At 44.8% G+C, this 24,214-nt stretch carries 19 protein-coding genes; 9 read left to right on the plus strand and 10 right to left on the minus strand.

The genetic code is table 11. The features are described from left to right. The first annotated feature begins 38 nt into the window (after positions 1-38). Positions 39-1,193 carry an HD-GYP domain-containing protein gene (locus OC443_RS15625; protein WP_073585894.1) on the plus strand — a complete coding sequence of 385 codons (1,155 nt, stop codon included), beginning with the start codon at positions 39-41 and terminating at the stop codon, positions 1,191-1,193. Positions 1,194-1,243: 50 nt separating this feature from the next. Beyond that, a complete protein-coding gene (locus tag OC443_RS15630) occupies positions 1,244-2,953 on the plus strand; it encodes an AMP-binding protein (RefSeq protein WP_073585893.1) in 1,710 nt (569 codons plus the stop codon). Here the strand turns inward: OC443_RS15630 and OC443_RS15635 are convergent. Further along, the gene (locus OC443_RS15635) at positions 2,950-3,165 is read right to left on the minus strand and encodes a DUF1127 domain-containing protein (RefSeq protein ID WP_234976456.1); all 216 of its coding nucleotides are present in this window, start codon (positions 3,163-3,165) and stop codon (positions 2,950-2,952) included. The two genes, OC443_RS15630 and OC443_RS15635, sit on opposite strands and share 4 nt — an antisense overlap. A 99-nt stretch (positions 3,166-3,264) precedes the next feature. Here OC443_RS15635 and OC443_RS15640 point away from each other — a divergent pair, with 99 nt between their 5' ends. Next, positions 3,265-4,218, plus strand: a complete 954-nt coding sequence (locus OC443_RS15640) for a LysR substrate-binding domain-containing protein (RefSeq protein WP_073585892.1) — start codon at positions 3,265-3,267, stop codon at positions 4,216-4,218. A gap of 67 nt (positions 4,219-4,285) precedes the next feature. Here the strand turns inward: OC443_RS15640 and fusA are convergent, their stop codons facing one another. Next, on the minus strand, positions 4,286-6,373 hold the full coding sequence (gene fusA, locus OC443_RS15645) for an elongation factor G (RefSeq protein ID WP_073585891.1): 2,088 nt from the start codon (positions 6,371-6,373) through the stop codon (positions 4,286-4,288). Between the two features lie 188 nt (positions 6,374-6,561). After that, positions 6,562-7,941, minus strand: coding sequence for a DNA repair protein RadA (radA, locus tag OC443_RS15650; RefSeq protein ID WP_073585890.1), 1,380 nt, complete (start codon positions 7,939-7,941; stop codon positions 6,562-6,564). 134 nt (positions 7,942-8,075) lie between these two features. Between radA and OC443_RS15655 the strand changes: the two genes are divergently transcribed. After that, complete coding sequence (locus OC443_RS15655; protein ID WP_073585889.1) at positions 8,076-10,421, plus strand: PilZ domain-containing protein; 2,346 nt, start codon at positions 8,076-8,078, stop codon at positions 10,419-10,421. A gap of 63 nt (positions 10,422-10,484) precedes the next feature. Here OC443_RS15655 and serB read toward each other — a convergent pair whose 3' ends face one another. After that, positions 10,485-11,438 carry a phosphoserine phosphatase gene (serB, locus tag OC443_RS15660; RefSeq protein WP_073585888.1) on the minus strand — a complete coding sequence of 318 codons (954 nt, stop codon included), beginning with the start codon at positions 11,436-11,438 and terminating at the stop codon, positions 10,485-10,487. A 101-nt stretch (positions 11,439-11,539) separates the two neighbouring features. Here serB and OC443_RS15665 point away from each other — a divergent pair, with 101 nt between their 5' ends. Next, positions 11,540-12,148: a YtjB family periplasmic protein gene (locus tag OC443_RS15665; protein WP_073585887.1), complete on the plus strand. Its 609-nt coding sequence runs from the start codon at positions 11,540-11,542 to the stop codon at positions 12,146-12,148. Positions 12,149-12,178: 30 nt separating this feature from the next. Here the strand turns inward: OC443_RS15665 and deoD are convergent, their stop codons facing one another. The 3 genes from deoD to OC443_RS15680 all read right to left on the minus strand — a co-directional run bounded on the left by deoD (position 12,179) and on the right by OC443_RS15680 (position 15,091). After that, a complete protein-coding gene (gene deoD, locus OC443_RS15670) occupies positions 12,179-12,895 on the minus strand; it encodes a purine-nucleoside phosphorylase (protein WP_073585886.1) in 717 nt (238 codons plus the stop codon). 55 nt (positions 12,896-12,950) lie between these two features. Then, positions 12,951-13,730 carry a deoxyribose-phosphate aldolase gene (gene deoC, locus OC443_RS15675; protein ID WP_073585885.1) on the minus strand — a complete coding sequence of 260 codons (780 nt, stop codon included), beginning with the start codon at positions 13,728-13,730 and terminating at the stop codon, positions 12,951-12,953. Positions 13,731-13,834: 104 nt separating this feature from the next. Next, entirely contained in the window at positions 13,835-15,091 is a 1,257-nt protein-coding gene (locus OC443_RS15680) for a NupC/NupG family nucleoside CNT transporter (RefSeq protein WP_073585884.1), read from the minus strand. 598 nt (positions 15,092-15,689) lie between these two features. Here OC443_RS15680 and OC443_RS15685 point away from each other — a divergent pair. The 4 genes from OC443_RS15685 (at position 15,690) to OC443_RS15700 (ending at position 20,543) form a co-directional block, all read left to right on the plus strand. After that, complete coding sequence (locus OC443_RS15685; RefSeq protein ID WP_200796975.1) at positions 15,690-16,688, plus strand: BMP family lipoprotein; 999 nt, start codon at positions 15,690-15,692, stop codon at positions 16,686-16,688. 212 nt (positions 16,689-16,900) lie between these two features. Further along, positions 16,901-18,469, plus strand: a complete 1,569-nt coding sequence (locus OC443_RS15690) for an ABC transporter ATP-binding protein (protein WP_073585882.1) — start codon at positions 16,901-16,903, stop codon at positions 18,467-18,469. Then, positions 18,466-19,575: an ABC transporter permease gene (locus tag OC443_RS15695; RefSeq protein ID WP_073585881.1), complete on the plus strand. Its 1,110-nt coding sequence runs from the start codon at positions 18,466-18,468 to the stop codon at positions 19,573-19,575. Before OC443_RS15690 ends, OC443_RS15695 begins: the two co-directional genes overlap by 4 nt. 2 nt (positions 19,576-19,577) lie before the next feature. After that, on the plus strand, positions 19,578-20,543 hold the full coding sequence (locus OC443_RS15700; protein WP_073585880.1) for an ABC transporter permease: 966 nt from the start codon (positions 19,578-19,580) through the stop codon (positions 20,541-20,543). Positions 20,544-20,854: 311 nt separating this feature from the next. Here OC443_RS15700 and OC443_RS15705 read toward each other — a convergent pair whose 3' ends face one another. From OC443_RS15705 to OC443_RS15715, 3 genes are all read right to left on the minus strand, one after another. After that, positions 20,855-21,685, minus strand: a complete 831-nt coding sequence (locus OC443_RS15705; protein WP_073585879.1) for a TatD family hydrolase — start codon at positions 21,683-21,685, stop codon at positions 20,855-20,857. Positions 21,686-21,719: 34 nt separating this feature from the next. Continuing rightward, positions 21,720-22,508 carry a peroxide stress protein YaaA gene (gene yaaA, locus OC443_RS15710; RefSeq protein ID WP_073585878.1) on the minus strand — a complete coding sequence of 263 codons (789 nt, stop codon included), beginning with the start codon at positions 22,506-22,508 and terminating at the stop codon, positions 21,720-21,722. A 196-nt stretch (positions 22,509-22,704) separates the two neighbouring features. Next, the gene (locus tag OC443_RS15715; protein WP_073585877.1) at positions 22,705-24,132 is read right to left on the minus strand and encodes an alanine/glycine:cation symporter family protein; all 1,428 of its coding nucleotides are present in this window, start codon (positions 24,130-24,132) and stop codon (positions 22,705-22,707) included. Positions 24,133-24,214 lie beyond the last annotated feature (82 nt).

Raw genomic sequence — 24,214 nt, forward strand, 5'->3', positions numbered from 1 at the left:
ACAACGACCAACAATGTATTTAATCAAGGGGAAAGCTCATGGGTGAAGTGCAACATGACTCTCGGCAACCAGAGAAATTTAAAAGTCTGAATTCCCAACTCGCCCTGCTTCATGAAAGCATTTGCAAACAAATACCTCAGATAGTCCGGATTTCCTTCGCGATTTATGATCAGATGACGGACCACCTGAAAACTTATGCAGACAGCACACCCAAAGGTGAAATTCTGATTCACTATGAGTATCCTCTGAGTAAAATTCCATCCCTGAAAAAATGTGCCGAACAAGGCTCGAACCGGTATATTAATCATTTATATAAACGTCTGGAGAAAGACAGTCATCATAACAACTGGTTAAGAGCGCAAAACTTTTCCTCATCCTTTGCTTCTCCCACTTACTACAACGATGAATTCATCGGGTTCATCTTTATCAATGCATCGGAGGATTTCATTTTCGATGAGTCGTCCGACAAAGTGCTGGCCCCTTATCTGGAACAAATCAGAGAAGCCGTCCTGAAAGAGTATCAAATCATTCACGCGATCTTAAAAGAGACGGAAAATATTCTGCAGCGCAATCCAAAGCATTTTAAGCAGGCGAAAGATCATCAGGAGCGGATGTATTTTTTCTCCAAAGTCATTGCTCAGGGGTTAACCGAGGTATATCAGTTAGATGATGAGCAAATTGACTTCATCACTCTGTTTTCCCGCCTGCATGACATCGGCAAGCTATCTCTGCCTTGTGATTTGCTGACTAAACCAGGTGCCCTTGCAAACGTTGAAAGAAAACAGGTCACCGGGCACATAGAGAAAGGGATTGAAATGATTAACCGGATTCTCCCTGAAACTGAAAATGGTAATCATGCCTGTATTGCAATTCTGAAAGATATCATGGCTTATCACCACGAGCTGATGGATGGCTCCGGCTATCCATACAATTTAAAAGGCCAGGAGATTCCTGTTTCCGCCCGGATTATTACCGTTGCCAATATATTTGATGCCCTGACCAGCCACCGCCCATACAAACAGGCACGCTCAGTACCGTTCGCTTTGCTTGAACTGGAAAAAATGGTGGCAGAAAAAAAACTGGATCGCCACTGTGTCAATGCATTGAGAAACAATCAGGAATATCTGAAAAAAGTGATTGAAAAATATCCTGAGCCCGATCCCAGTCATTTATCTGATACCTACTACACATAGAATGACAGTGGAATCGCGATCAACACAACAAAAAGGATTGGAGCCTGACAATGGGTGACAGCAAAGGACATGACGAGTTATTCATAACACCGGACGAATATCTTCTGAAATGGGCTCAGTCACGCCCGGATGATATTTACCTGAAACAGATCAGAGAGAGAAAATTCGATACGTATACCTTCTCTGAGGTTGCAGATCAGGCACTGCGTCTGGTAACAGCATTACAAGAACAGGGATTAAAACCCCAGGATAAAATTGCCATTATTTCTAAAAATTGTGCTGAGTGGTTTATCTGCGATTTAGCCATGATGCTGGGCGACTTTATCAGCGTTCCGATCTTTCCGACAGCGAACTTTGACACGATTGATTATTGCATCAGTCATAGTGAATGTCGGGCTGTATTTGTCGGTAAGTTAGATAACGCCGATACCGTGCGTCAGGTTCTGGATAAACATAAACAGCTCAGCAGTATCGCCTTACCTTACCCGTCAGCACCTGAATGTAAATCTCAATTTTCAGCGCTCATTCAGCAACATGAGCCAGCATCAGTTATCCCAAAACATGACAGAGATGCAATTATGTCCATTGTCTATACTTCAGGCACATCAGGAACACCTAAAGGCGCTATGTTGAGCTATGGTGCTTTTTTCTGGACTGTCAGACAACTGACCAATTTAATCTCAGTTCGTATTCAGGATCGTTTGTTCTCCTACCTGCCGCTGTCACATATTACTGAACGGGTTTATATCTTTGGTGTATCCATCATGACTGGCGTACAAACCGCCTTTCCTGAATCTCTGGAAACTTTCATCGAAGATGTCAGAATGCAGCGTCCGACGCTGTTCATTTCTGTTCCCCGGCTGTGGACGCTCTTTCAACAACGCATTTTGGATAAGCTGCCGCAAAGCCGCCTGAACTTACTGTTAAAAATACCTTTCATCAGACATCTCATTCAACACAAAATAGCACGGGGACTGGGGCTGGATAAGGCAAGAATTCTGGGCTGCGGCTCTGCACCCGTCTCACCGGGATTACTGGCATGGTACGACAGAATTGGTTTACCGATTACTGAAGCCTGGGGAATGACGGAATCTCTTGGACTCACAACACTTAACTATCCGTACAATCAGGACAAAATTGGTACTGTTGGCATCACTGCGCCCGGCGTCCGGATCACAACCAACGGTGAAGGGGAAGTTCTGGTGCAAAGTCCGGGAGTATTTTCCGGCTATTATAAGAACGAACTCGCAACGAGATGTATTTTTGATCATGAAGGCTGGATGAAAACCGGCGATCTGGGCAAGATAGATGCTGAAGATTATTTGAGTTTATCCGGCAGAAAAAAAGACACCTTTAAAACAGCAAAGGGGAAATTTGTCTCTCCTGTTCCTATCGAAAAACTTCTGTATCAGGCTGGGCGGTTCGAAATGCTTTGCTTAATCGGTTTAGGGCTTCCGGGGCCAATCCTGCTTGTTGTTCCTCATGATTTTCCTGATTTTGACAGACAAAGATATGAGCATTCAACCTGCAAAATCATTCAGAAAATGAACCAGCAGCTCCAGGCACATGAACAAATTAAAGGTGTTCTGATGATAAAAGAACCATGGACAATCGAAAATAGTGTGCTGACACCTACACTCAAAATTAAACGGTTTTTACTCGAAAGCAAATACCATGAACTGGGCTATCAGTGGCCGGAGAACAAGTTAATTTTGTGGGAAGATGATATTCAAAACCAGTCTCCGGCTTCTCATGGTTAATCCCAAAACGGACGCTCGGATTCCTTTTTCACCATGGATCGATCTACGCCAAGATCATCGTATAGTGATTCCGGCAGCTCCCTGAGTTGCTTGCGGGTCCGGTATTTTTGTATCCACAACGTTAGCAGGGATAAGATTTCCTTAATCAAAATACGGCTCACACTGATCACCGACACATGATATTTCTCTGGTTTACTCATCAACTCATTCATAACAACTCCTTGATTATCACTAAACTCATGGGTGATAATCACAAACTCATCAGTTAGCGACAAACGATAAAAATCACCACTCAGTTAAGGAATACTTAAGTGAAAGAGCGACTTCCTCCTCTACAGGCCCTGTATTACTTCTGTACCGCAGCTGAAACCGGTAGCTTTAAAGATGCAGCAGAACAGCTGTTCGTCAGCGCTGCCGCAGTCAGCCAGCAAATTCGTCAGCTTGAAGAGTGGCTGAAATGTGAGTTATTTGTCAGACAACACCGTCAGGTTTTGCTGACTGGTGAGGGGAAAATTTTGTATCAGTCAGCCAGTAAAGGATTTACTGAAATCAAACATGGGGTGAGATTGTTAACTCAGGATCCCGATCCCAAACGCCTTTCCATTTCAACCATTCCATCGTTTGCTCAACACTGGCTGGTTCCGCGCCTGCAACTTTTTCGCCAGCAACATCCGGATATGTTGTTACTGGTTGAACCCATCAGTAAACTGGCTTCCTTTGAAGATTCTTCTGTCGATATTTGTATCCGCTATGGAAAAGGAGAGTATGACAATCTGGATGCTGTTCTGTTAATGGATGAAGTTCTCTATCCTGTTTGTCACCCTCTGTATCAGCAGCAACACCAAATTTACGATATTGATGATCTTCACCATGCAGACTTGATCGAAGATATGTGGCCGGATATGAACTGGGGGCTCTGGCTGGAATCTGTGGGTGCAAAGAACCACTCCGCCGCCCGTCCGACACTCAAATATAATGGCGCACTTTATGTACTTGAAGGGGCTTTATCTGTTCAGGGAATCGGACTGGCGAAGCACAGTATGGCTTATCGTCTGATTCAGGAAGGCAAGCTGGTCAGAATTGGTCATAAAAGCACTCAGTCAAGATACAGCTATTATCTGTGCGCACCTGAAAGTTATATGAGAAGAGAAAAAGTCACGCGCTTCCATCACTGGCTGCGTGAACAAATTGAGCAATTTCAGCGACAATATCCGCATCAGACTGAAGTCATTTCATCAGAAAATCAGTCTTCAGTTGTAAGTTAAAGCGGATGTAAAAAAGCCCGTCATATCAATATGACGGGCTTTTCAAATCAGTCGGAAAAAAGAAGAATTACTTCGCTTCTTTTCTCGCTTTCACTTCAGCAATCACTTCTTCTGCAACGTTTGCAGGACATGGTGCGTAGTGAGAGAACTCCATAGAGAACTGACCACGACCAGAAGTCATTGTACGTAAGTGACCGATGTAACCAAACATTTCTGAAAGAGGTACATCAGCTTTAATACGTACACCTGTAACGCCAGCTTCCTGATCTTTGATCATACCGCGACGACGGTTCAGGTCACCAATCACATCACCAACGTGATCTTCTGGTGTAAATACGTCAACGTGCATGATTGGCTCAAGCAGTTGTGCGCCCGCTTTTGGAATAGACTGACGGAAAGCACCTTTCGCTGCGATTTCAAATGCAATTGCAGATGAGTCAACTGCGTGGAAAGCACCATCGTACAGTTCGATTTCAACGTCAAGTACAGGGAATCCGGCAAGTACACCTTCCTGCATCATGCTTGCAAAGCCTTTTTCAACTGCTGGCCAGAATTCTTTAGGAACGTTACCGCCCACAACAGTTGAAGAGAATGTGAAGCCGCTGCCAGTTTCGCCAGGCTTGATGCGGTAATCGATTTTACCGAACTGACCAGAACCACCAGACTGTTTCTTATGCGTGTAGCTGTCTTCAACAGGCTGCGTGATTGTCTCACGGTAAGCAACCTGTGGTTGACCCACTTCAAGCTCAACACCGTAAGTACGCTTCAGGATATCAACTTTGATATCCAGGTGAAGTTCGCCCATACCTTTCAGGATGGTATCACCTGTTTCTTCATCAGTTTCAACCTGGAATGATGGATCTTCTGCAACCATTTTACCGATCGCGATACCCATTTTCTCAGATGCACCTTTATCTTTAGGCTTCACAGCAATTTCGATAACAGGTGTTGGGAAGATCATTGGCTCAAGTGTACATTCATTTTTAGGATCACACAGTGTATGACCAGTCTGAACGTTCTTCATACCAACAACAGCAATGATATCACCCGCCTGAGCTGAAGAAATTTCATTACGCTCATCCGCGTGCATTTCAACCATACGGCCGATACGCTCAGTTTTACCTGTTGCAGAGTTAAGGATTGTGTCACCCTTATTCAATACACCTGAATAGATACGGATAAAGGTCAGGGCACCAAAACGGTCATCCATGATCTTAAATGCCAGCGCACGCAATGGCTCACTTGCATCAACTTTAGCAACTTCGCCAGTTGCTTCACCAGTATCTTTATCAGTCAGTGGCTGAGGGTCAACTTCTGTTGGTGCTGGCAGATAATCAACAACACCATCCAGCATTGGCTGCATCCCTTTGTTTTTGAATGCAGAACCGCAGAAAGTCGGGAAGAACGCCAGATCACGAGTCCCTTTACGGATACAAGCTTTCAGCTGGTCAATTGTTGGTTCTTCACCGTCCATGTAAGCCATCATCAGCTCATCATCCTGCTCAACCGCAGTTTCGATCATCATTTCACGATATTCAGCAGCTTTGTCTGCATACTCAGCAGGAATGTCTTCAAGTGTGTAGTTTTCTGGCTGGCCAGATTCATCCCAGATCCACGCTTTCATGTTCAGCAGATCAATCACACCTTTGAAGTCATCTTCAATACCGATAGGCAGTGTCATGACGAGTGGGTTTGCACCCAGAACGTTTTTCACCTGCTCAACAACACGGTAGAAATCTGCACCCATACGGTCCAGTTTGTTGACGAAGATCAGACGTGCAACGTGTGATTCGTTCGCATAGCGCCAGTTTGTTTCTGACTGAGGTTCAACACCACCTGAACCACAGAACACACCAACACCGCCATCAAGAACTTTGAGTGAACGATATACTTCAACAGTAAAATCCACGTGTCCAGGAGTATCGATAATGTTCAGGCGGTGGTCTTTCCAGAAACAGGTTGTTGCTGCAGACTGGATAGTGATACCACGTTCAGCTTCCTGCTCCATGAAGTCTGTTGTAGCAGCGCCATCGTGAACTTCACCGGTACGGTGGATTTTACCAGTTAGCTTAAGAATACGCTCGGTAGAGGTAGTTTTACCCGCATCTACGTGAGCAAAAATACCAATGTTTCTGTACTTTGATAAATCAGTCATTGTCTTACTCTGTTAATAAGGTATAAATTGCGCGCAGAGTATATCATAATCTATCCAGACTGATAGCCCTGCTTGCACTTTGGTTAAAAATAATTTCAGTCGATGACCTGATAGTCATTATAGGCTGTTTCAAACGACTGATTACAAGTTCAGTGATACAAATGCATCACCTTAATTATGTTTTCACTCTATAACTCATCAAAAGCTTCAATTGCCTCTGAAAGTTTCTTCACCGGATGAATCTGCATCCCGGATATGCCACCTTTTGGCATATTGGCTGCTGGAATAACCGCTGTTTTGAATCCGTGTTTAAATGCTTCGTTCAGACGCTCTTGTCCGCTGGGAACCGGGCGAATTTCACCAGCCAGCCCCACTTCCCCAAAAATAACGACATCTTTTGGCAGGGGACGATCACGGAAACTGGAGAGCAATGCCATGACCAAAGCCAGGTCAGCACTGGTCTCAGTCACTTTTACCCCACCAACGACATTCACGTAAACATCCTGATCTGCCATCATGAGTCCGCCATGCTTATGCAAGACAGCTAAAAGTAATGACAACCGGTTCTGTTCCAGACCGACAGCCACCCGGCGAGGGTTTGCGAGCTGAGAATAATCGACAAGTGCCTGAATTTCAACCAGCAAAGGACGAGTTCCTTCCCAGATCACCATCACAGAGCTGCCTGACGTTTCTTCTTCCCCTCTGGACAGAAATATAGCAGAAGGATTACTGACTTCTTTCATGCCGTTTCCGGTCATTGCAAATACACCGAGTTCATTGATGGCACCAAACCGGTTTTTGTGGCTTCTGAGTGTCCTGAAACGGCTATCCGTTCCGCCGTCCAGCAGCACAGAACAGTCAATGATATGCTCCAGAACCTTTGGCCCGGCCAGCGTTCCGTCTTTTGTGACATGACCAACAATAAATACCGCAACATTATTCTGTTTTGCATACCGGGTCAGTGCCGTTGCCGATTCCCGCACCTGCGCCACACTGCCGGGAGATGACTGAACATCAGAAACATGCATGACCTGTATCGAGTCAATGACCATAATTCCGGGACGTTCTTTTTCTGCAAGCTGGCATATTTTGTCAACACTGGTTTCTGAAAGCATCTTCAGATTTTGCTTCGGTAATTCAAGCCGGGAGGCTCTCATTGCAACCTGCTGCAAGGATTCTTCCCCGGTAACATACAGCGTCGGCATGTTATCCGCCAGATAGCACATCACCTGTAATAATAAAGTGGACTTTCCGGCGCCGGGACTTCCACCAATGAGAATGGCTGCACCGGGAACAATACCGCCGCCTAAAACCCGGTCAAACTCTTTAAAGCCACTGGTAAAGCGGGGAACTTCCTGCAAATCAATATCTGCCAGTACCTGCACCTGTGACTCTGATAAAGAACCGGCATACCCTGTCAGACGCTCATGTCTTGCTGCCTGAGGCGATGCCGGCATTCTGACTTCCGTAATTGTGTTCCACGAGCCACATGCGCTACATTGACCTTGCCATCTTGGATAATCGGCTCCACAATCATTACATACATACGCTCTTTTTAATTTAGCCATGCTGCCCCGGTAAATAATTTAATGTGATCCAGAAAACATTTTATCTTTAACATGTTTTGAAATATAACAAGATAACACTAAAGATCGATTAAAAAAGTCGATAATGATATTCAGGCCGGAAACTTGATAAGAATATGCAACAATCTGAAATACTATCTCTAGCGGAAAAGCTCATTCCCATTTATAACACTGAAGAGTTTGAACAGATTTTGTCTCAGATTACAAAGGGACAACCACCATCTGTAAAACTGCTGGTGAAAATGGAGCTGAACAAAAAAATGGCGCCATGTTCCAAGCCTGTTGATTTAAGAGGGCGGGTTCAGGGTGAGTGCAGAGAATATATTCTGGATGGCCTGACCCACTGGCTGGATGATGTTGCCTTCAATGATTACCATAAAAACGTCAATAAATTTGGTCGCTACACTGAAGGTGTCTGGGAAGCTTTATACAACACCAGAAACAACTTCCGGGTCATGGGTGAAAATCAAAACTCAGCGAAAGAAGATCTCACCACTGAAAATAATCCATTTCTCGTTGAAATCATTGACTTAGGCTATGATTTACTCCGTCAGGAAAACCGGTTAAAACTCTCATCTCAGGCAGAGATCAAACTTGCAAATGGTCAGTTGGTCAATGCACTGACTGTCGATTTATCACCGTCAGGAGCAAAGCTGAAGGTTCCTGCTGCTTTTGATTATAAGCTTGGAGAAGTGATTCATGTCCGTTATACGGACCTGGACAAAAAAACTGAAATACAAGGTTTATTTCAACCCATAGAATACCGTTTAATTGGCGTAGATGAGTCATTTGAAAATGATGCGGTGAAGTATTTACGGATAAAAAAACTGACGGATACCGATCTGATTGAATATGTCATCGAAGAACAATTAAAAAATGAAAAACAAAAACTCCGGCATGACAATCAGGATAAAATTATCCGGGCCAGAACACGCGCCTATGAACATATGTTTTTGAAACATGCCTGCCAGCTTCCGGTATTTTTCAGCAAAGATGAATTGAAAGTCGTTCTGCTCACCGAAAGTAACCATGATATCTGGCATTACTGGCATGATGAGAGAAATCAACAGACATTAAGTAATCTGTTTACTGCGCAACGAATGAGACTTCTGACCAAATCAGGGGTTTCAGAAAGCAGTAACACGATTTACGCTTTCAAACATACACATCAGGAAAAAACATTATTCTTTTCTATGATGAAACCTGAAGCGAACCCGCAGCTAAGGAAGCTTTTCTGGCATCTTGGTGCAAAGAAAGAATCATGGCGCGCATTTCGTTTTTCAATTTTTGAACTATCAGAAAGCGAGCGAAAAACCTTATCCACCAAATCACCTGAACTCACAAAGCATTTATCATCTCTGACGCATTGTGGCATCCTTCAGGAGATCTCGAATACCGATAGCGCGAAAGACTACCTCTACTCAGAGCAACCCAACCTACCCGGTACAGAACTGAATCAGTTCCGACATCCGCGGAAAGCTTCACACTCACCGATTTCTATTTTCTTCGATGCAAGAACCCAACGCAAAGAACCCCGTTATCAGCTGAATTCCCCCTTAGAAATGAAGCTGGAAGATAATACGATCATCAAAGGAAACACGATTGATTTATCCAAAAGAGGTTTAAGCCTGTTACTGGAAAAGCCAACAAAATTAAAAGTCGGCGATCAGGTTACGATCGATTATCTTGAACTCAAGTTATATGACAACAAACTTCCGCTGGCTCATGTTTCTTATAACATTGTCCGGGTAGCGCCAAATGGCCAGCATATTCAACTCGTGATAGAAGAGAACAGTCATACTGTCCGAATTATTGCGTTCTTTAATAAGTTGATCGAAAACAACCAGGATCGACTGACTGAGAGCCTTGAGGTCTTACCCAGTATCACGTTGCTGGAAAATCTGCATCATATTTTACTCAACCGGGTTGTCTGTGCGCCGGTCTTTGTTGAACGTCAGGGCGCGAATATGAGAGCGGCCGCCATTGGTATCAGCGAACCTCCAACCGCCTACCTGACATTACTGGCTAAATTAGGCCGGGAGAATCTACTGTCGCTGGAACCCATATTAAAAGGGCATACCAATACACTTCTGGCAACCCCGATGAGACATATTGATGGCGCGACCCCTCAGTATTTCGATATTTATCTTTCGGTTAAAAAGTTTGGGTCACAAATTCAGTCACTTGAGAGCCGGCTGATTACAGACTTTTCCGGCCTGAAAGAAAGAACATCCTTTATTCAAGATGCTCAGGTTCTGGGGGAAATTTTTGTTCTCAGATTCTGTGCTATTCCGGTATTTCATCCAATGAGTACCCTGCTTCGTCAGGATCTGGATGATCTGGCAGCGATTAATCTCTATCATACCAAAAACATAGAGAAATCAATTGCATCGCTGGTGGGATATGCTGAGATTATTGATATTACAGATGAAGTTCTGAACAGACTGGAAATTAATAACTAGAGTCTGTTTCCCCCGGACTTATCTGCTATATCCGGGGGAAACTGGTTTATCCGGGCACAAGACCTATTTCCGCATCTGTATTCCAACAGATAAAATGCACATTACGCCTCCGAGATGGCTAAACCGGATCGCGGACTGCGCGAGCGCTTCAACTTTGGGTTTAGCATGATAAGCAACGCCAAGCCCGGCAACCCCCATCATGGTTAAATCATTGGCTCCATCCCCAATGGCAACTGTATTCTCACGGGGAATCTCATATTCTCTTGCCAGCTGAACCAGAATATCGGCTTTTGTTTTTGCAGACACAACATCACCAACTACATGTCCGGTCAGTTTTCCCTGCTCAATGTCAAACACATTTGATCGCGCAAAATCTAATGACAGAAGCTTTTTCAGATAATCAGAGAAATACGTAAATCCCCCGGACGCAATCGCGACTTTCCACTGGTACGCTTTCAAAGCAGCCACAAGTTCTTCAAGCTCCTGCATTAGAGGAAGCTGACTTCTCACCTGCTCAAGAATTGCGGCATCGGCGCCTGCCAGTTTTCCAACCCGCTGGCGTAAACTCTGTTCAAAGTCCAGCTCTCCCTGCATCGCACGCTCAGTCACCGCTGCGACTTCTTCACCCACACCGGCAAGCTTGGCGATTTCATCAATACATTCGATTTGAATCGCTGTTGAATCCATGTCCATTAACAGCAAACCGGGTTGATTCAGATCCGGAATATCAGCAGTCATCGCATAATCAATTTGATGTCGCGTCAAAATATCCTGATGCTGCGGTGTAAACTCCCCCTGCATCAGGGCAACATCATAATTTTCGATACACCATAGCCGGATAATATAATTCGTCTTCTCTGTCATCTGATCCATTTGTTCGAAAACATCTGGTGTGACATGTTCTCCATAAAGGAACCATTGGGCCTGTGATGGATCGGACTGAATAAAGCGATCCTGTGATAAGCGTCCTGCCAGGGGACTTGTTTTTTCTGTCAACAATGTCTTTTGCGAGTCCATGAAATTCACCTTTAACAAACGTAACCCGACGTTACCCTATTGCAATTTAAAAACGCAAGCATCAATATGGATCTATACGTAATTTCTTTCGGTCAGAACAAATGAACGGTTCATTATTCTCTTTACGGGTCGTTTTACGAATCATCGCCGTATTCTGTCTTGTTGCTATGTTTTTCTTTATGGCGGAAAACAGTGTCATGATCAGTAAAGGCAATGAGCGAATTCAGGCAAATCAGCTGGAAACCCTGACAAAACTTTTGATCTCACAGGCAGCATTAACAGCGAGTGAGTTTCTGAGTGAACAGGATGAAAAAAGATTAAAGGCACTGACAAATCAGTTATCCAAAGATCGTCTGGTATTCGATGCGACCGTTTACGATGCAGAAGGCGTTCTGGTTGCATCCAGCGATTCAGCACTGAGTGTCAGAGATGTTCTCGGGCTGGATACCCCGCTTCAAACCGCCAGGATTGGTCGTCAGCAATTAGTTGAGCCGGTGATCAATGAAGGGAATGTGATTGGTTTTATCCGGATTACGTTCGAAACAGGCAAAGTGACAGCGATCTCAGATCATCACTACCGCAAGAGTGATCGGTATATGTACATGATGATTGTCACAAGCTTTATCAGCGGACTCTTACTGGCTTTTCTGCTCCGCAAGAGAAGCTATACACGCAGTTCTGATAATATCTTATTAAAACATACGGGATAAATCATATCCCGTATGTGACAGATTCAGGAATTAGCACTCTGAAATCAGAACAGATTCCAGTGCAATCTCAATCATCTCGTTAAATGTTGTCTGGCGCTCCTGAGCGGTCGTTTGCTCACCGGTTTTAATATGATCGGATACGGTACAAATTGTTAATGCTTTAGCACCATATTCAGCAGCAACCCCATAAATTCCGGCGGCTTCCATTTCTACGCCGACAATGCCGTATTTGTCCATGACATCAAACATTTCAGGATCAGGCGTATAGAACAGTTCTGCTGAAAAAAGGTTACCAACTTTCACCGGAATGCCTTTCTTCTTTGCTGCTTCTTCAGCTGCTTTGACCATCTGGTAATCTGCTATCGCAGCAAAATCATGATTTTTAAAGCGAATACGGTTAACTTTAGAATCTGTACAAGCGCCCATACCAATCACGACATCTCTGACATGAATATCTTTGCTGACTGCACCACAGCTACCCACACGGATAACTTTCTTAACACCAAAATCTTTAATTAACTCAGTGACATAAATTGAGCAGGATGGAATTCCCATACCATGCCCCATCACTGATACTTTTTTGCCTTTATAGGTACCGGTATAGCCGTACATATTTCTTACATCACAAACCTGTACGACATCTTCCAGAAAAGTCTCCGCAATAAACTTTGCTCTCAGTGGATCTCCGGGCATCAATACAACATCTGCAAAATCACCTGGTTCAGCATTAATATGTGGCGTTGCCATAATTATCTCCTATTCAATCAGCATTCTTTTATGGATAGTTTCGATATCCGCAGAATCAATATGAGCCTGCCCCGGCAGACGAATCATCAGACACTCCCAGCGTTGACAGTAAACTATTCAACAGGCTGGAAGCACCAAAACGGTAATGACGGCGATCAACATGGTCTTTACCCAAAATTTCATCAGCAATCGCTAAATAATGAGCGGCTTCTTCAGCAGTGCGGACACCACCAGCAGCTTTGAAACCAACCTTATCAATGACATCCAGATCACGAATCACTTCCATCATCATTCTTGCTGATTCCGGAGTTGCATTCACCGGCACTTTACCGGTAGAAGTCTTGATAAAATCAGCCCCGGCCCGGATAGCAATCTCAGAAGCCTGTTTGATTAACGCTTCTGTCTTTAATTCACCGGATTCAATAATGACTTTAAGTAACTTCCCGTCACAAGCTGCTTTACATTGCCTGACCAGCTCAAAGCCTGTCTTTTCATCTCCGGCCATCAACGCACGATAAGGGAAAACGACATCAACTTCATCTGCGCCCTTTTCAACAGCATCACGCGTTTCAGAAACTGCGACTTCAATATTATCATTCCCATGAGGGAAATTAGTCACCGTTGCAATTTTGATATCCGGTGTTCCCTGTGCCTGAAGGGTTTGTCTGGCAACAGAAATGAATTGAGGATAAATACAGACCGCTGCCGGTGTCCCGACAGGTGTTTTTGCATTATGGCAAAGAGCAATCACCTTATCGTTAGTATCATCTTCATTCAGTGTTGTCAGATCCATTAACTGAAGCGCTCTGATAGCTTCAGCGTTCAAATCATTCATATTTAAACCCCTATTAAAAAATGAGTCGGACACTCATCTCATTAAAATAAAAATGCTCCAAAGAATTCACTCCGGAGCATATCAAATAACATTCAACCCGACGATTAAATTGACAGGAATAAACCGGCAATCGTTGCAGCCATCAGGTTAGACAAAGTTCCTGCAATGACGGCTTTAATTCCCATTCTGGCAATATCGTGGCGACGACCAGGCGCCATGCCACCTAAACCACCCAGCAGGATTGCAATTGAAGACAGGTTAGCGAATCCGCACAGCGCAAAAGAAATGATTGCCGACGTTTTTTCTGACATCACCTGACCAGTAGAAGCAACCACCTGAGCGTGTTCTCCGATGTAAGGTACAAAATTAGAATAAGCAACAAACTCATTTAAAACGACTTTCTGCCCGATAAAAGAACCGGCAACTGTTGCTTCTGACCATGGCACACCGATAATGAAAGCCAGCGGAGAGAATAACCAGCCCAGAATACTGTTCAGAGATAGCTCAGGCATGCCAAACCAGCCGCCGACGCCACCCAGAATACCATTGAGTAAAGCAATCAGTCCGATGAAGGCCAACAGCATTGCACCCACATTCAACGCCAGTTGCATCCCTGTGGAAGCGCCTCCAGCGGCAGCATCAATAAAGTTTGAAGGCTTCTCTTCATCAAAATCTTTCATCTCATCATTCACCGGTTGATCAACTTCCGGTTTCAGAATTTTCGCAAATAATAACCCGCCGGGAGCAGCCATAAATGAAGCAGCAATCAGGTACTCCAGAGGCACACCAAGTTGTGCATAACCAGCTAAAACACTTCCTGCGATAGACGCAAGACCACCGCACATAATGGCAAAAAGTTCAGACTCAGTCATTTTGGCAATATAAGGGCGAACAACCAGTGGTGCTTCTGTCTGGCCAACAAAGATATTGGCCGCAGCAGACATTGACTCTGCACGGGAAGTCCCCAACGCTTTTTGCAAACCACCGCCAATAATCTTAATGACCCAAGGCATCACCCCGATATAGTAAAGCACCGCGATTAGTGAACAGAAGAAAACAATGGCAGGCAAAACCTGAAATGCAAAGATGAACCCAATTCCATCAACTGAGAAATTCACCAGATTCCCAAACAGAAATTGTGTACCGTCTTTACCATAGTTAATGACATGCTGAATACCATTTGTAATACCAGCAAGAAGATCACGCCCCCATGGGCTGTAAAGTACAAATGCTCCCAGGAAAAACTGGATAGCAAAGGCACCACCTACAGTTCGCAAATTAATCGCTTTACGATTTTCGGAAAGTAAAACAGCTATGCCAAGCAATGCCACAATGCCAATCAGGCTCATTAGCAGACTCATAGTTAATGTTGTTCCTTAGCGGTTAATTAATAAATAATGAATGAAGTGGAATTCATGTGGCAATTATACTGAGCAAAATGACTAAAAGTAATGATCAATCACGCTTTAATAAAAAACAAACATTTCATACATAAAAAAAAGAGAAGCTGGTCACACCAAGGCCATTGAAATCAAATTTATCAAGCAATATGATTTACAAACTAGCAACATGAGCAAAGCCACTCCCCCTGATAATAGTTTTGTCATCATTAGCTGAAAGGAATCAGCAAAGGCATTTATATACATGTGTTTTTTTTCCTGATTTATCTGGTTATCTCACCTGAAAACAGGACAGATATCATTAATGATAAATGCACCATTTTGGCGCTCACCAACGAAAGGAATCGTAAAAAATGCAACAAAAATAAAACAATAAAAAAACACTTCTTCCCAGCTTTATTGATTGTCTTTATAGAAATGACACTTAATTTGAAACACGCACTTTTTTTTTTACAGGCAAACGATAAACTGATGATGATAAAACCATATAACAGACGTCTCTCTTATCTTTCATCGGAAGACATCTATATCAGAATGACAACAAATAGGGATTTATAGAGTGAAAAAGTCCATCCTGAAGCTATCTGCACTGACTTTAGCCATCACTTCATTTCACGTTTTTGCTCAGGCAAAACCAGCCGTGATTTATGATACTGCCGGAAAATTTGATAAATCGTTCAATGAAGCCGTTTACCGGAACGGTGTTATCGCGATGAAAAATGAAGAAGGCGTCAAAGTCCGGGAATATGAACCTCAAAATGAAGCACAACGCGAGCAGGGTTTGCGCCGTCTGGCCAGCCGGGGATATTCTCCGATTGTAGCCGTCGGTTTCAACATGGCTTCTGCAGTTGATAAAGTTGCCGGTGAATTCCCTAAGATCCACTTCACTATTCTGGATATGGTTGTCAACAAACCGAATGTACAGTCTGTTGTATTTAAAGAACATGAAGGTTCTTTTTTAGTTGGCGCACTTGCGGCGAAGATGTCCAAAACCGGTACAGTCGGCTTTGTCGGCGGTATGGATATCCCGCTGATTCGTAAATTCGAATGTGGCTATGAACAGGGCGCAAAATATGCCAACCCTGAAATCAATGTTTTGCAAAATATGACCGGGTCAACTCCGGCTGCTTTCGCGGATCCGGCTAAGGGTTCAGAGCTGGCAAAATCACAATTCTCTAAAGGAGCGGATGTGATTTATGCCGCTGCCGGTGGTACAGGTCTGGGGGTTTATCAGGCTGCTGCCGATGCCGGAAAATATGCAATCGGTGTCGATTCGAATCAAAACCACCTGCATCCGGGGACCATGCTGACATCTATGGTTAAAATGGTTGGTGCAGCCGCAAAAGACAGCTGGAATGAGGAAATCAAAGGCGAATGGAAGCCTGGTATCAAAGTTCTGGGACTGAAAGATAATGCGGTTGACTGGGCCTATGACAAATACAATAAGCCACTGATTTCCGGTGATATAAAAGCTTATATGGCCGGTCTGAAGAAAGATATTGTTTCAGGGAAAATCAAGGTTCATGACTATATGTCTGATAATACCTGTAAGTACTGAGAGCAGGGAACACAATCTTTAATGATGGATTTTGACCTGCATATTTCTGATTTGTAACAGACAGAAAACCGTCAAAACCAAATATATACCCAAACAACAATATCAATGAATACGCCGCTGTTTCCAGTGGCGTATTCTTATGCAAATGAAACACTATTAACTTTGTATCTTCGTCTATTTCGTTTTTTATTGTTAATTCAGGAAGTCGTCCCGTGGCCCAATCGCAAAATTATGCTATTGAACTTAAGAATATAGATAAACGGTTTGGTAGCGTTCATGCCAACCAGGCTATCGATTTACAAGTTCCAGCCGGAACAATCCATGGCATCATTGGTGAAAATGGTGCAGGTAAATCGACACTGATGAGCATTATCTATGGCTTTTATCACCCTGATTCAGGCCAAATGCTGATTCATAATCAACCTTATCACCCATCCAGCTCTCAGGACGCTATTGCAGCCGGAGTTGGTATGGTGCACCAACACTTTATGCTGGTTGACACTTTTACTGTTCTTGAAAATATTATTCTTGGTGCTGAAACAGGATGGAAGCTGGAAGACAGTTTATCCGCAGCCAGGAAAAAACTACTTCAGCTTGAACAGGACTATGGTCTGGAAGTACCGCTGGACGCTGTGGTCGGCAAACTGCCTGTCGGTCTGCAACAACGGGTAGAGATCCTGAAGGCTCTTTACCGTGGCGCGAAAATTCTCATTCTGGATGAGCCAACAGGAGTCCTGACACCGCAGGAAGCCGACCATTTATTTAAAATTCTGGATAAGCTCCGGGCACAGGGAACCACCGTCATGATCATCACCCATAAACTGCGTGAAGTTCTGGCAATCACTGATAATGTTTCTGTCATGCGACAGGGGCAGATGGTCTCTCATGTCGCTACGGCAGAGACAAACCGGGAAGAGCTTGCAGAAATGATGGTTGGCAGAAAGGTTCGTCTGCAGGCGGATAAAACCCCATCTCACCCGAAAGAAGAACTGATCCGGGTGCAAAACCTGAGTTATGTTGATAGTGCCGGCGTAAAGCGGGTCAAAGACATCAGTTTCTCTGTCCGTCAGGGAGAGTTAGTCGGTATTGCAGGTGTATCCGGCAATGGCCAGTCAGAAATTCTCAACCTGCTGTCCGGAATCACCCCCCCCAGTTCCGGTACAATTGAACTGAATGGAAATACCATCAGTGCAGAGCAGCCATCCGATCCTCAAAAAGTCCGGGCAATGGGTGTCGGGCATATTCCGGAAGACCGGCATAAACAGGGCCTGATCAATAAATTTGAAGCCAGAGAAGCCTACATATTGGGCTATCATCATCTGGATAAATATAACCGGGGACTTTTACAAGACACAAAATCGATTGAAAGTCATTGTCAGGAAAGCATGAATAAATGGGATGTTCGCCCGAATGACATCCATCTGAAAACGGCGAATTTTTCCGGCGGGAACCAACAAAAACTGGTGATTGCACGCGAGATGGAAGAAAACCCGGATGTCCTGCTCATCGGACAACCAACCCGGGGTGTCGATATCGGGGCGATTGAATATATTCATCAGCAAATCATTGCCTGCCGGGATGCGGGAAAGGCCGTATTGATGGTTTCTGTTGAGCTGGACGAAATTCTGAGTCTGGCTGATCGGATTATCGTTGTTTTTGATGGTTCGATTGTCGGCGAACTCGATGCAGCACAGGCCGACGAAAAAACACTGGGATTAATGATGGCTAACATTGTTCCGGACCATATTAAAAATCCGTCCTCCCGGGGAGAGCAATCATGAGTCAGACAAAAACCCCCGCATGGGTCACTATCGGTTTACTTCCGGCAATCAATGTCATGGTTGCCTTTCTGGTTTCCGCACTCTTGTTTATCTACATTGATATTAATCCGCTGGATGCCGTGAAAATCATGTGGACCGGCGCTTTTGGCTATGCCGAAGGCCTGGGTTATACGCTGTATTACACCACCGGATTTATTTTCACCGGATTAGCCGTTGCCGTCGCTTACCATGCTGGTCTGTTTAACATCGGTGTCGAAGGACAGGCGTATATCGGCGGCCTTGGCGTCGGGCTGGTTTGCCTGACTCTCGGAGATGTGGCGCCCTGGTATATTGTATTCCCTGTCGCGATCCTTGCCGGGGGAATATTTGGCGCTGCCTGGGCCTTCCTGCCTGCTTATCTGCAGGCAAAACGCGGGTCACATATTGTGATTACAACGATAATGTTTAACTTTATCGCGTCTTCACTGATGGCCTATCTGCTGGTCGATATATTAAAGCCGGAAAACACAATGGCTGTAGAAAGCCGGGTGTTTGCCAAAGCAAGCTGGCTGCCGAAAATTCATGATGTCTTTGCAGCCTTTGGTATTGAAGTCGCCTCAAGCCCGCTCAATATCAGCTTTATTTTTGCTCTCTTATGTTGTGTTTTTGTCTGGCTGTTTATCTGGCATTCCCGCTGGGGATATGAAATCAGGTCAGTCGGAGCCAATGCATCTGCTGCCGATTATGCAGGTATCAGTTATCTGAAGATTGTCGTAATCGCGATGTTAATCTCAGGCATGCTGGCCGGTTTTTTTGGCATTAATGTACTTCAGGGCGAACTTCATCAAATTAAACTCAACTTTGTTGAAGGCTTTGGATTTACCGGCATCGCAGTCGCATTAATGGGACGAAACCACCCGGCAGGTGTATTCCTGGCCAGTCTGCTTTTTGGCTTCTTATATCAGGGAGGTGCAGAGCTGAGCTTTGAGTATGGCGTAGACCGGAATATTGTCGTCGTCTTACAAGGGCTGGTGATCCTTTTCTCTGGTGCACTTGAGCATATGTTCAGACCAACACTTGAACGTCTCTATCTGAAATTATTTTCTTCCGAACGGGGAGTGGCATAACCATGTTTGAAACCATAATTCTTATGCTTGATGCAACGATCCGGGTTGCAACGCCACTCATTCTTGCTGCATTGGCAGGCATGTTCAGTGAACGCTCCGGGGTTGTCAATATTGCGCTGGAAGGGAAGCTACTCTCAGCAGCCTTCGCTGGTGCAGCAACTGCACATATCACAGGTTCTGCCTGGGCTGGTCTGTGTGCCGGGGTATTTATTTCCGTACTTTTGGCGCTTTTACACGGATTTGCCTCAATCACTCACAGAGGTGATCAGGTCGTCAGTGGGATGGCGATTAATATTCTTGCTGCCGGGCTGACAGTCACTCTGGGCCGCTACTGGTTCTCACAAGGCGGGCAGACACCGGCTTTATCCGGAGATGCCAGATTCGCACCTTTAACGCTTCCTGGTGCTGATGCTGTCAAAGATACGCCAGTTATCGGATTAGTTTACTCCGAATTAATCAGCGGCCACTCTGTGATTGAATACCTTGCATTTATTATCGTGCCGCTCAGCTGGTATCTGTTATTTAAAACCCGGTTCGGACTTCGGTTACGGGCTGTGGGAGAATCGCCTTCAGCGGTCGATACTGCTGGTATTTCCGTGATAGGCATGCGCTACGGGGCGATGGTTATCTGTGGCATTCTCGTCGGACTGGGGGGTGTATATCTGTCTGTCGGGCAGACCGCTCAATTTATTCCCAATATGAGTGCAGGTAAAGGTTATATGGCTCTGGCTGCCCTAATTTTTGGTAAATGGCGTCCTTTTAATGCCCTTGCTGCCTGTCTGTTATTTGGTTTCCTTGATGCTCTGGCAATCAGGCTTCAGGGAACAAGCATCGGTGGTATGATGATACCGGTTCAGGCTATTGAAGCCCTTCCGTATGTATTAACGGTATTCCTGCTTGCCGGTTTTATTGGCAAAGCAGTCGCACCGAAGGCAATTGGCGTGCCGTATACAAAAGAGCGCGAATAATACAGATTGTATCCCCGGTTAACCTCAAGATGCATGTTCAGCGAGATTGATTGGTTTTTGAGCAAGGCACTGATTTGCAGACATAGTCATTCTACGTTGAAAATCAGTCAAACAGGACAGGGGCCAATCAATCTCGCCCTTCGGGAGCTCATTAACCGGTTCATTTCTGCGTCAAACAACCTCGAAAGGCGTCATCATTCCTTCGGTTGTTTTCCTTAAACTGAACCTGTTGATGAAGCTCTGAATTCTGTATCTTGAGGTCATTTGGGTATATCTGTTGGAATTCATCATAAAGGGGAGCACACTCTCCTTTATGGTTTCACCTCATGACCCGCAGCGGATCTCTCCTCATCCAAACCATAAAGCTGACAACTATTGCGCCATAGCTGCTGCGATAATTCCAAAGCCGGCATATCCTTCAATGACACCAGCGCTTTAAATATTTCAACCAGCCGTCCTGGATGATTGGGCTGTCCCTGAAAACCACATACCGGCATATCCGGTGCATCCGTTTCAATCACGATGGATTCAACCGGAAGCTGGCTGATAGCCCGACGGGTTTTACCGGCTCTGGTGTAAGTCACCACACCGCCTACACCAATCTTAAAACCAAGGTCAGTGAAGGCTCTGGCCTGTTGGTAGCTGCCGGAAAAACCATGAAGCACCCCGCCATAAGTAAACCGGGCCTGTTTCAGTAAATAAATCAAACGATCATGTGTTTTACGGCTGTGTAAGATCAATGGAAGCCTGGCCTGAGTTGCCAGACTGAACTGAGCGAGAAGAATACGTTCCTGCAAGGGCGCCGGAATATCAACAACACCATCTAATCCGCATTCTCCGATAGCAACACACTCCCTGCCTGCATGTATCAGCGATTGTTCAAGGTCAGCCAGTGTTTTTTCACTGTCAGCTTGCAAGAAATATGGATGAATTCCCAGACCATAATAAATCTGAGAGGTAAAACGCTCTGCCAGCTGAGCTGCCCGTTGCCAGTTTTGGGCACCAATAGAAGGAATGACGAACCGTTCCACCCCTTTCTCTCTGGCAACCAGCAGATGATGCTCAAAATCAGCCGCAAAGACATCAAAGTCAAAATGACAATGGGTATCAAACAACCTGAGCTTTTTCGCATCATCACTCATATTTGTTACCAGGCGGGGCAATCAGGACGCATCATCATACGGATGAAGGATCAGACTCATCCCGTTTAAACACCAGTTCAGTCGCCGTCGACTCGGCTTCTGCATAATAATAACCGGCGACATCAAACTCTTTCAGCTTCTCCGGGCTATCGATCCGGTTATCCACCACAAAACGGGCCATCATACCTCTGGCTTTTTTTGCATAAAAGCTGATCACTTTGTACTGCCCGTTTTTCTGATCTTTAAACACCGGTGTGATAATCTGCCCGGCAACTTTTTTCGGGTTCACTGCTTTAAAGTACTCATTTGATGCCAGGTTCACTAATACCTGACTTTCCTGAGCATGCAAGACCTGGTTCAGCTTTTCAGTAATGATATCGCCCCAAAACTGATAGAGATTGTTTCCTCTGGAATTTGCAAGACGAGTCCCCATTTCCAGACGATAAGGCTGCATCAAATCAAGTGGTCTCAGCAAACCGTACAGTCCGGAAAGGATTCTCAGGTGAGACTGGGTAAATTCAAAATCCTCGTCACTCAGCGTTTGTGCTTCAAACCCGGTATAAACATCCCCTTTAAAGGCCAGAATCGCCTGCCGGGCATTCTCATGAGAAAAATCCGGATGCCATTGTGCAAAACGTGCGACATTCAACCCGGCGATTTTATCACTGACTTTCATCAGTGAGGCTATATCTGCCGGTGTCAGCTGACGGCAAACATCTATCAATAATTCCGAATCCGCCAGTAATTCAGGTATCGTATGTTGCTCTGTCGTAACCGGCGATTCATAGTCCAGTGTTTTGGCAGGTGAAACAACCATTAGCATAGTTTTCTTCCTTTTTCTCTGACTTTTAGTATGCGCCAGACTGGTCTGGCCGGGTCTCCTGTGAGGCAATTATAACCTGTTATCTGTAGATTCAGATGGTTTGAATATTCCGGATCCCCTGTTTTAAAATCAGCCTACAAAAAAAACCATGCATTGTCTGCATGGTTTTTTCTATCTGTACGATTGAAACAGGCAATCAGTCGTCTTTATTATCCCAGATTCCATCTTCCAGTTGAGAATGAAGTTCAGGGTAATCTTTCACATTAAATGTAGGCAACTTCCCTTCTTTCAACTGCTGGTTATAATCTTTCGCCAGTTTCACCGCAACACCGGATAATAACAACATCGCAGCAAGGTTCACAATCGCCATCAATCCCATGGAAACATCAGCCAGAGCCCACACTGTCGGTACTGTCGCCAGCGCCCCGAACATCACCATACATAGGAAGACTATCCGGAATATCGCCAAACCTTTCTTATTATTGTGCTCAAGGAAGATCAGGTTCGTTTCAGCATAAGAATAGTTTGCAATGATCGACGTAAAGGCAAAGAAGAAGATAGCAAACGCGATAAAGATACCACCCCAGTCACCCACCTGTGAATTCAACGCAAGCTGAGTCAGTTCGATACCGGTGATTTCACCATGAGGAACATATTCACCTGACATGAGGATAATGGCAACAGTCGCTGAACAAATCACGATAGTATCAATGAAAACACCCAACATTTGCACATATCCCTGAGAAGCAGGGTGCGGCGGATATGGTGTTGCAGAAGCAGCAGCATTGGGCGCAGAACCCATACCTGCTTCGTTTGAGAACAAACCACGTTTCACACCATTAATCATTGCCTGAGCAACCATGTAACCAATACCACCGGCAGCAGCTTCCTGGAACCCAAAGGCACTCTTAATCACCAGACTGAATACTGCCGGTAATTTATCCAGATTACTCAGCAAGACGAAAATAGCGATAGCCAGATAAACCAAAGCCATCAAAGGCACAATCAGTTCAGCTGTTCTTGCGATCTTACGAATACCGCCGAAGATGACAAACGCAGACAGCAATACAATCACCAGGCCGCTATACATTGGCTGAACACCAAAAGCAGTCGTCATTGCATTGGTAATTGAGTTCGCCTGAACCGCATTAAATACCAAACCAAAAGCAATCATCAGGAAGATAGAGAAAAGAACGCCCATCCAGCGCATGCCGAGTCCTTTTTCCATATAGTAGGCAGGACCGCCACGATAATTTCCATCCTTATCTTTAGTTTTATATAACTGGGCCAGTGTACTTTCAGCAAATGAAGTGGCCATCCCCACCATTGCTGTCACCCACATCCAGAAAATCGCACCGGGTCCACCCATTGTCAGGGCAACGGCGACACCCGCCATATTTCCTGTTCCAACCCGGGCAGCAAGGCTGGTACATAGCGCCTGAAAAGATGAGATACCTGCCTTGTCAGCTTTACGGCTATTCTTAAGCACCTTGAACATGTGTAAAAAGTGCCTGACCTGAATAAAACCTAACCGAATCGTAAAATAAACACCAACGCCGACAAGCAGATAAACCAGAATTGACCCCCAAAGCAGGTCATTTATTAAATTAATTAAGTCTGTCACAGAAACCTCTTAAAGAGCATCAAATGCCGTTTTACGGCTGAGTATTATTTTTCGTTGTACTGCGACATCCTTATCGCGATGC

This window comes from Vibrio quintilis (assembly GCF_024529975.1).
GTDB lineage: Bacteria > Pseudomonadota > Gammaproteobacteria > Enterobacterales > Vibrionaceae > Vibrio > Vibrio quintilis.

What these genes read in the sequence shown, in the direction of transcription:
- OC443_RS15700 (WP_073585880.1), top strand. Translation starts at nt 19,578, where the DNA reads ATGTTTGAAACCATAATTCTTATGCTTGATGCAACGATCCGGGTTGCA.
- serB (WP_073585888.1), bottom strand. Translation starts at nt 11,438, where the DNA reads ATGGACTCGCAAAAGACATTGTTGACAGAAAAAACAAGTCCCCTGGCA.
- OC443_RS15625 (WP_073585894.1), top strand. Translation starts at nt 39, where the DNA reads ATGGGTGAAGTGCAACATGACTCTCGGCAACCAGAGAAATTTAAAAGT.
- OC443_RS15630 (WP_073585893.1), top strand. Translation starts at nt 1,244, where the DNA reads ATGGGTGACAGCAAAGGACATGACGAGTTATTCATAACACCGGACGAA.
- OC443_RS15680 (WP_073585884.1), bottom strand. Translation starts at nt 15,091, where the DNA reads ATGAGTCTGCTAATGAGCCTGATTGGCATTGTGGCATTGCTTGGCATA.
- OC443_RS15665 (WP_073585887.1), top strand. Translation starts at nt 11,540, where the DNA reads ATGAACGGTTCATTATTCTCTTTACGGGTCGTTTTACGAATCATCGCC.
- radA (WP_073585890.1), bottom strand. Translation starts at nt 7,941, where the DNA reads ATGGCTAAATTAAAAAGAGCGTATGTATGTAATGATTGTGGAGCCGAT.
- OC443_RS15695 (WP_073585881.1), top strand. Translation starts at nt 18,466, where the DNA reads ATGAGTCAGACAAAAACCCCCGCATGGGTCACTATCGGTTTACTTCCG.
- OC443_RS15655 (WP_073585889.1), top strand. Translation starts at nt 8,076, where the DNA reads ATGCAACAATCTGAAATACTATCTCTAGCGGAAAAGCTCATTCCCATT.
- OC443_RS15705 (WP_073585879.1), bottom strand. Translation starts at nt 21,685, where the DNA reads ATGAGTGATGATGCGAAAAAGCTCAGGTTGTTTGATACCCATTGTCAT.
- fusA (WP_073585891.1), bottom strand. Translation starts at nt 6,373, where the DNA reads ATGACTGATTTATCAAAGTACAGAAACATTGGTATTTTTGCTCACGTA.
- deoC (WP_073585885.1), bottom strand. Translation starts at nt 13,730, where the DNA reads ATGAATGATTTGAACGCTGAAGCTATCAGAGCGCTTCAGTTAATGGAT.
- deoD (WP_073585886.1), bottom strand. Translation starts at nt 12,895, where the DNA reads ATGGCAACGCCACATATTAATGCTGAACCAGGTGATTTTGCAGATGTT.
- OC443_RS15635 (WP_234976456.1), bottom strand. Translation starts at nt 3,165, where the DNA reads ATGAATGAGTTGATGAGTAAACCAGAGAAATATCATGTGTCGGTGATC.
- yaaA (WP_073585878.1), bottom strand. Translation starts at nt 22,508, where the DNA reads ATGCTAATGGTTGTTTCACCTGCCAAAACACTGGACTATGAATCGCCG.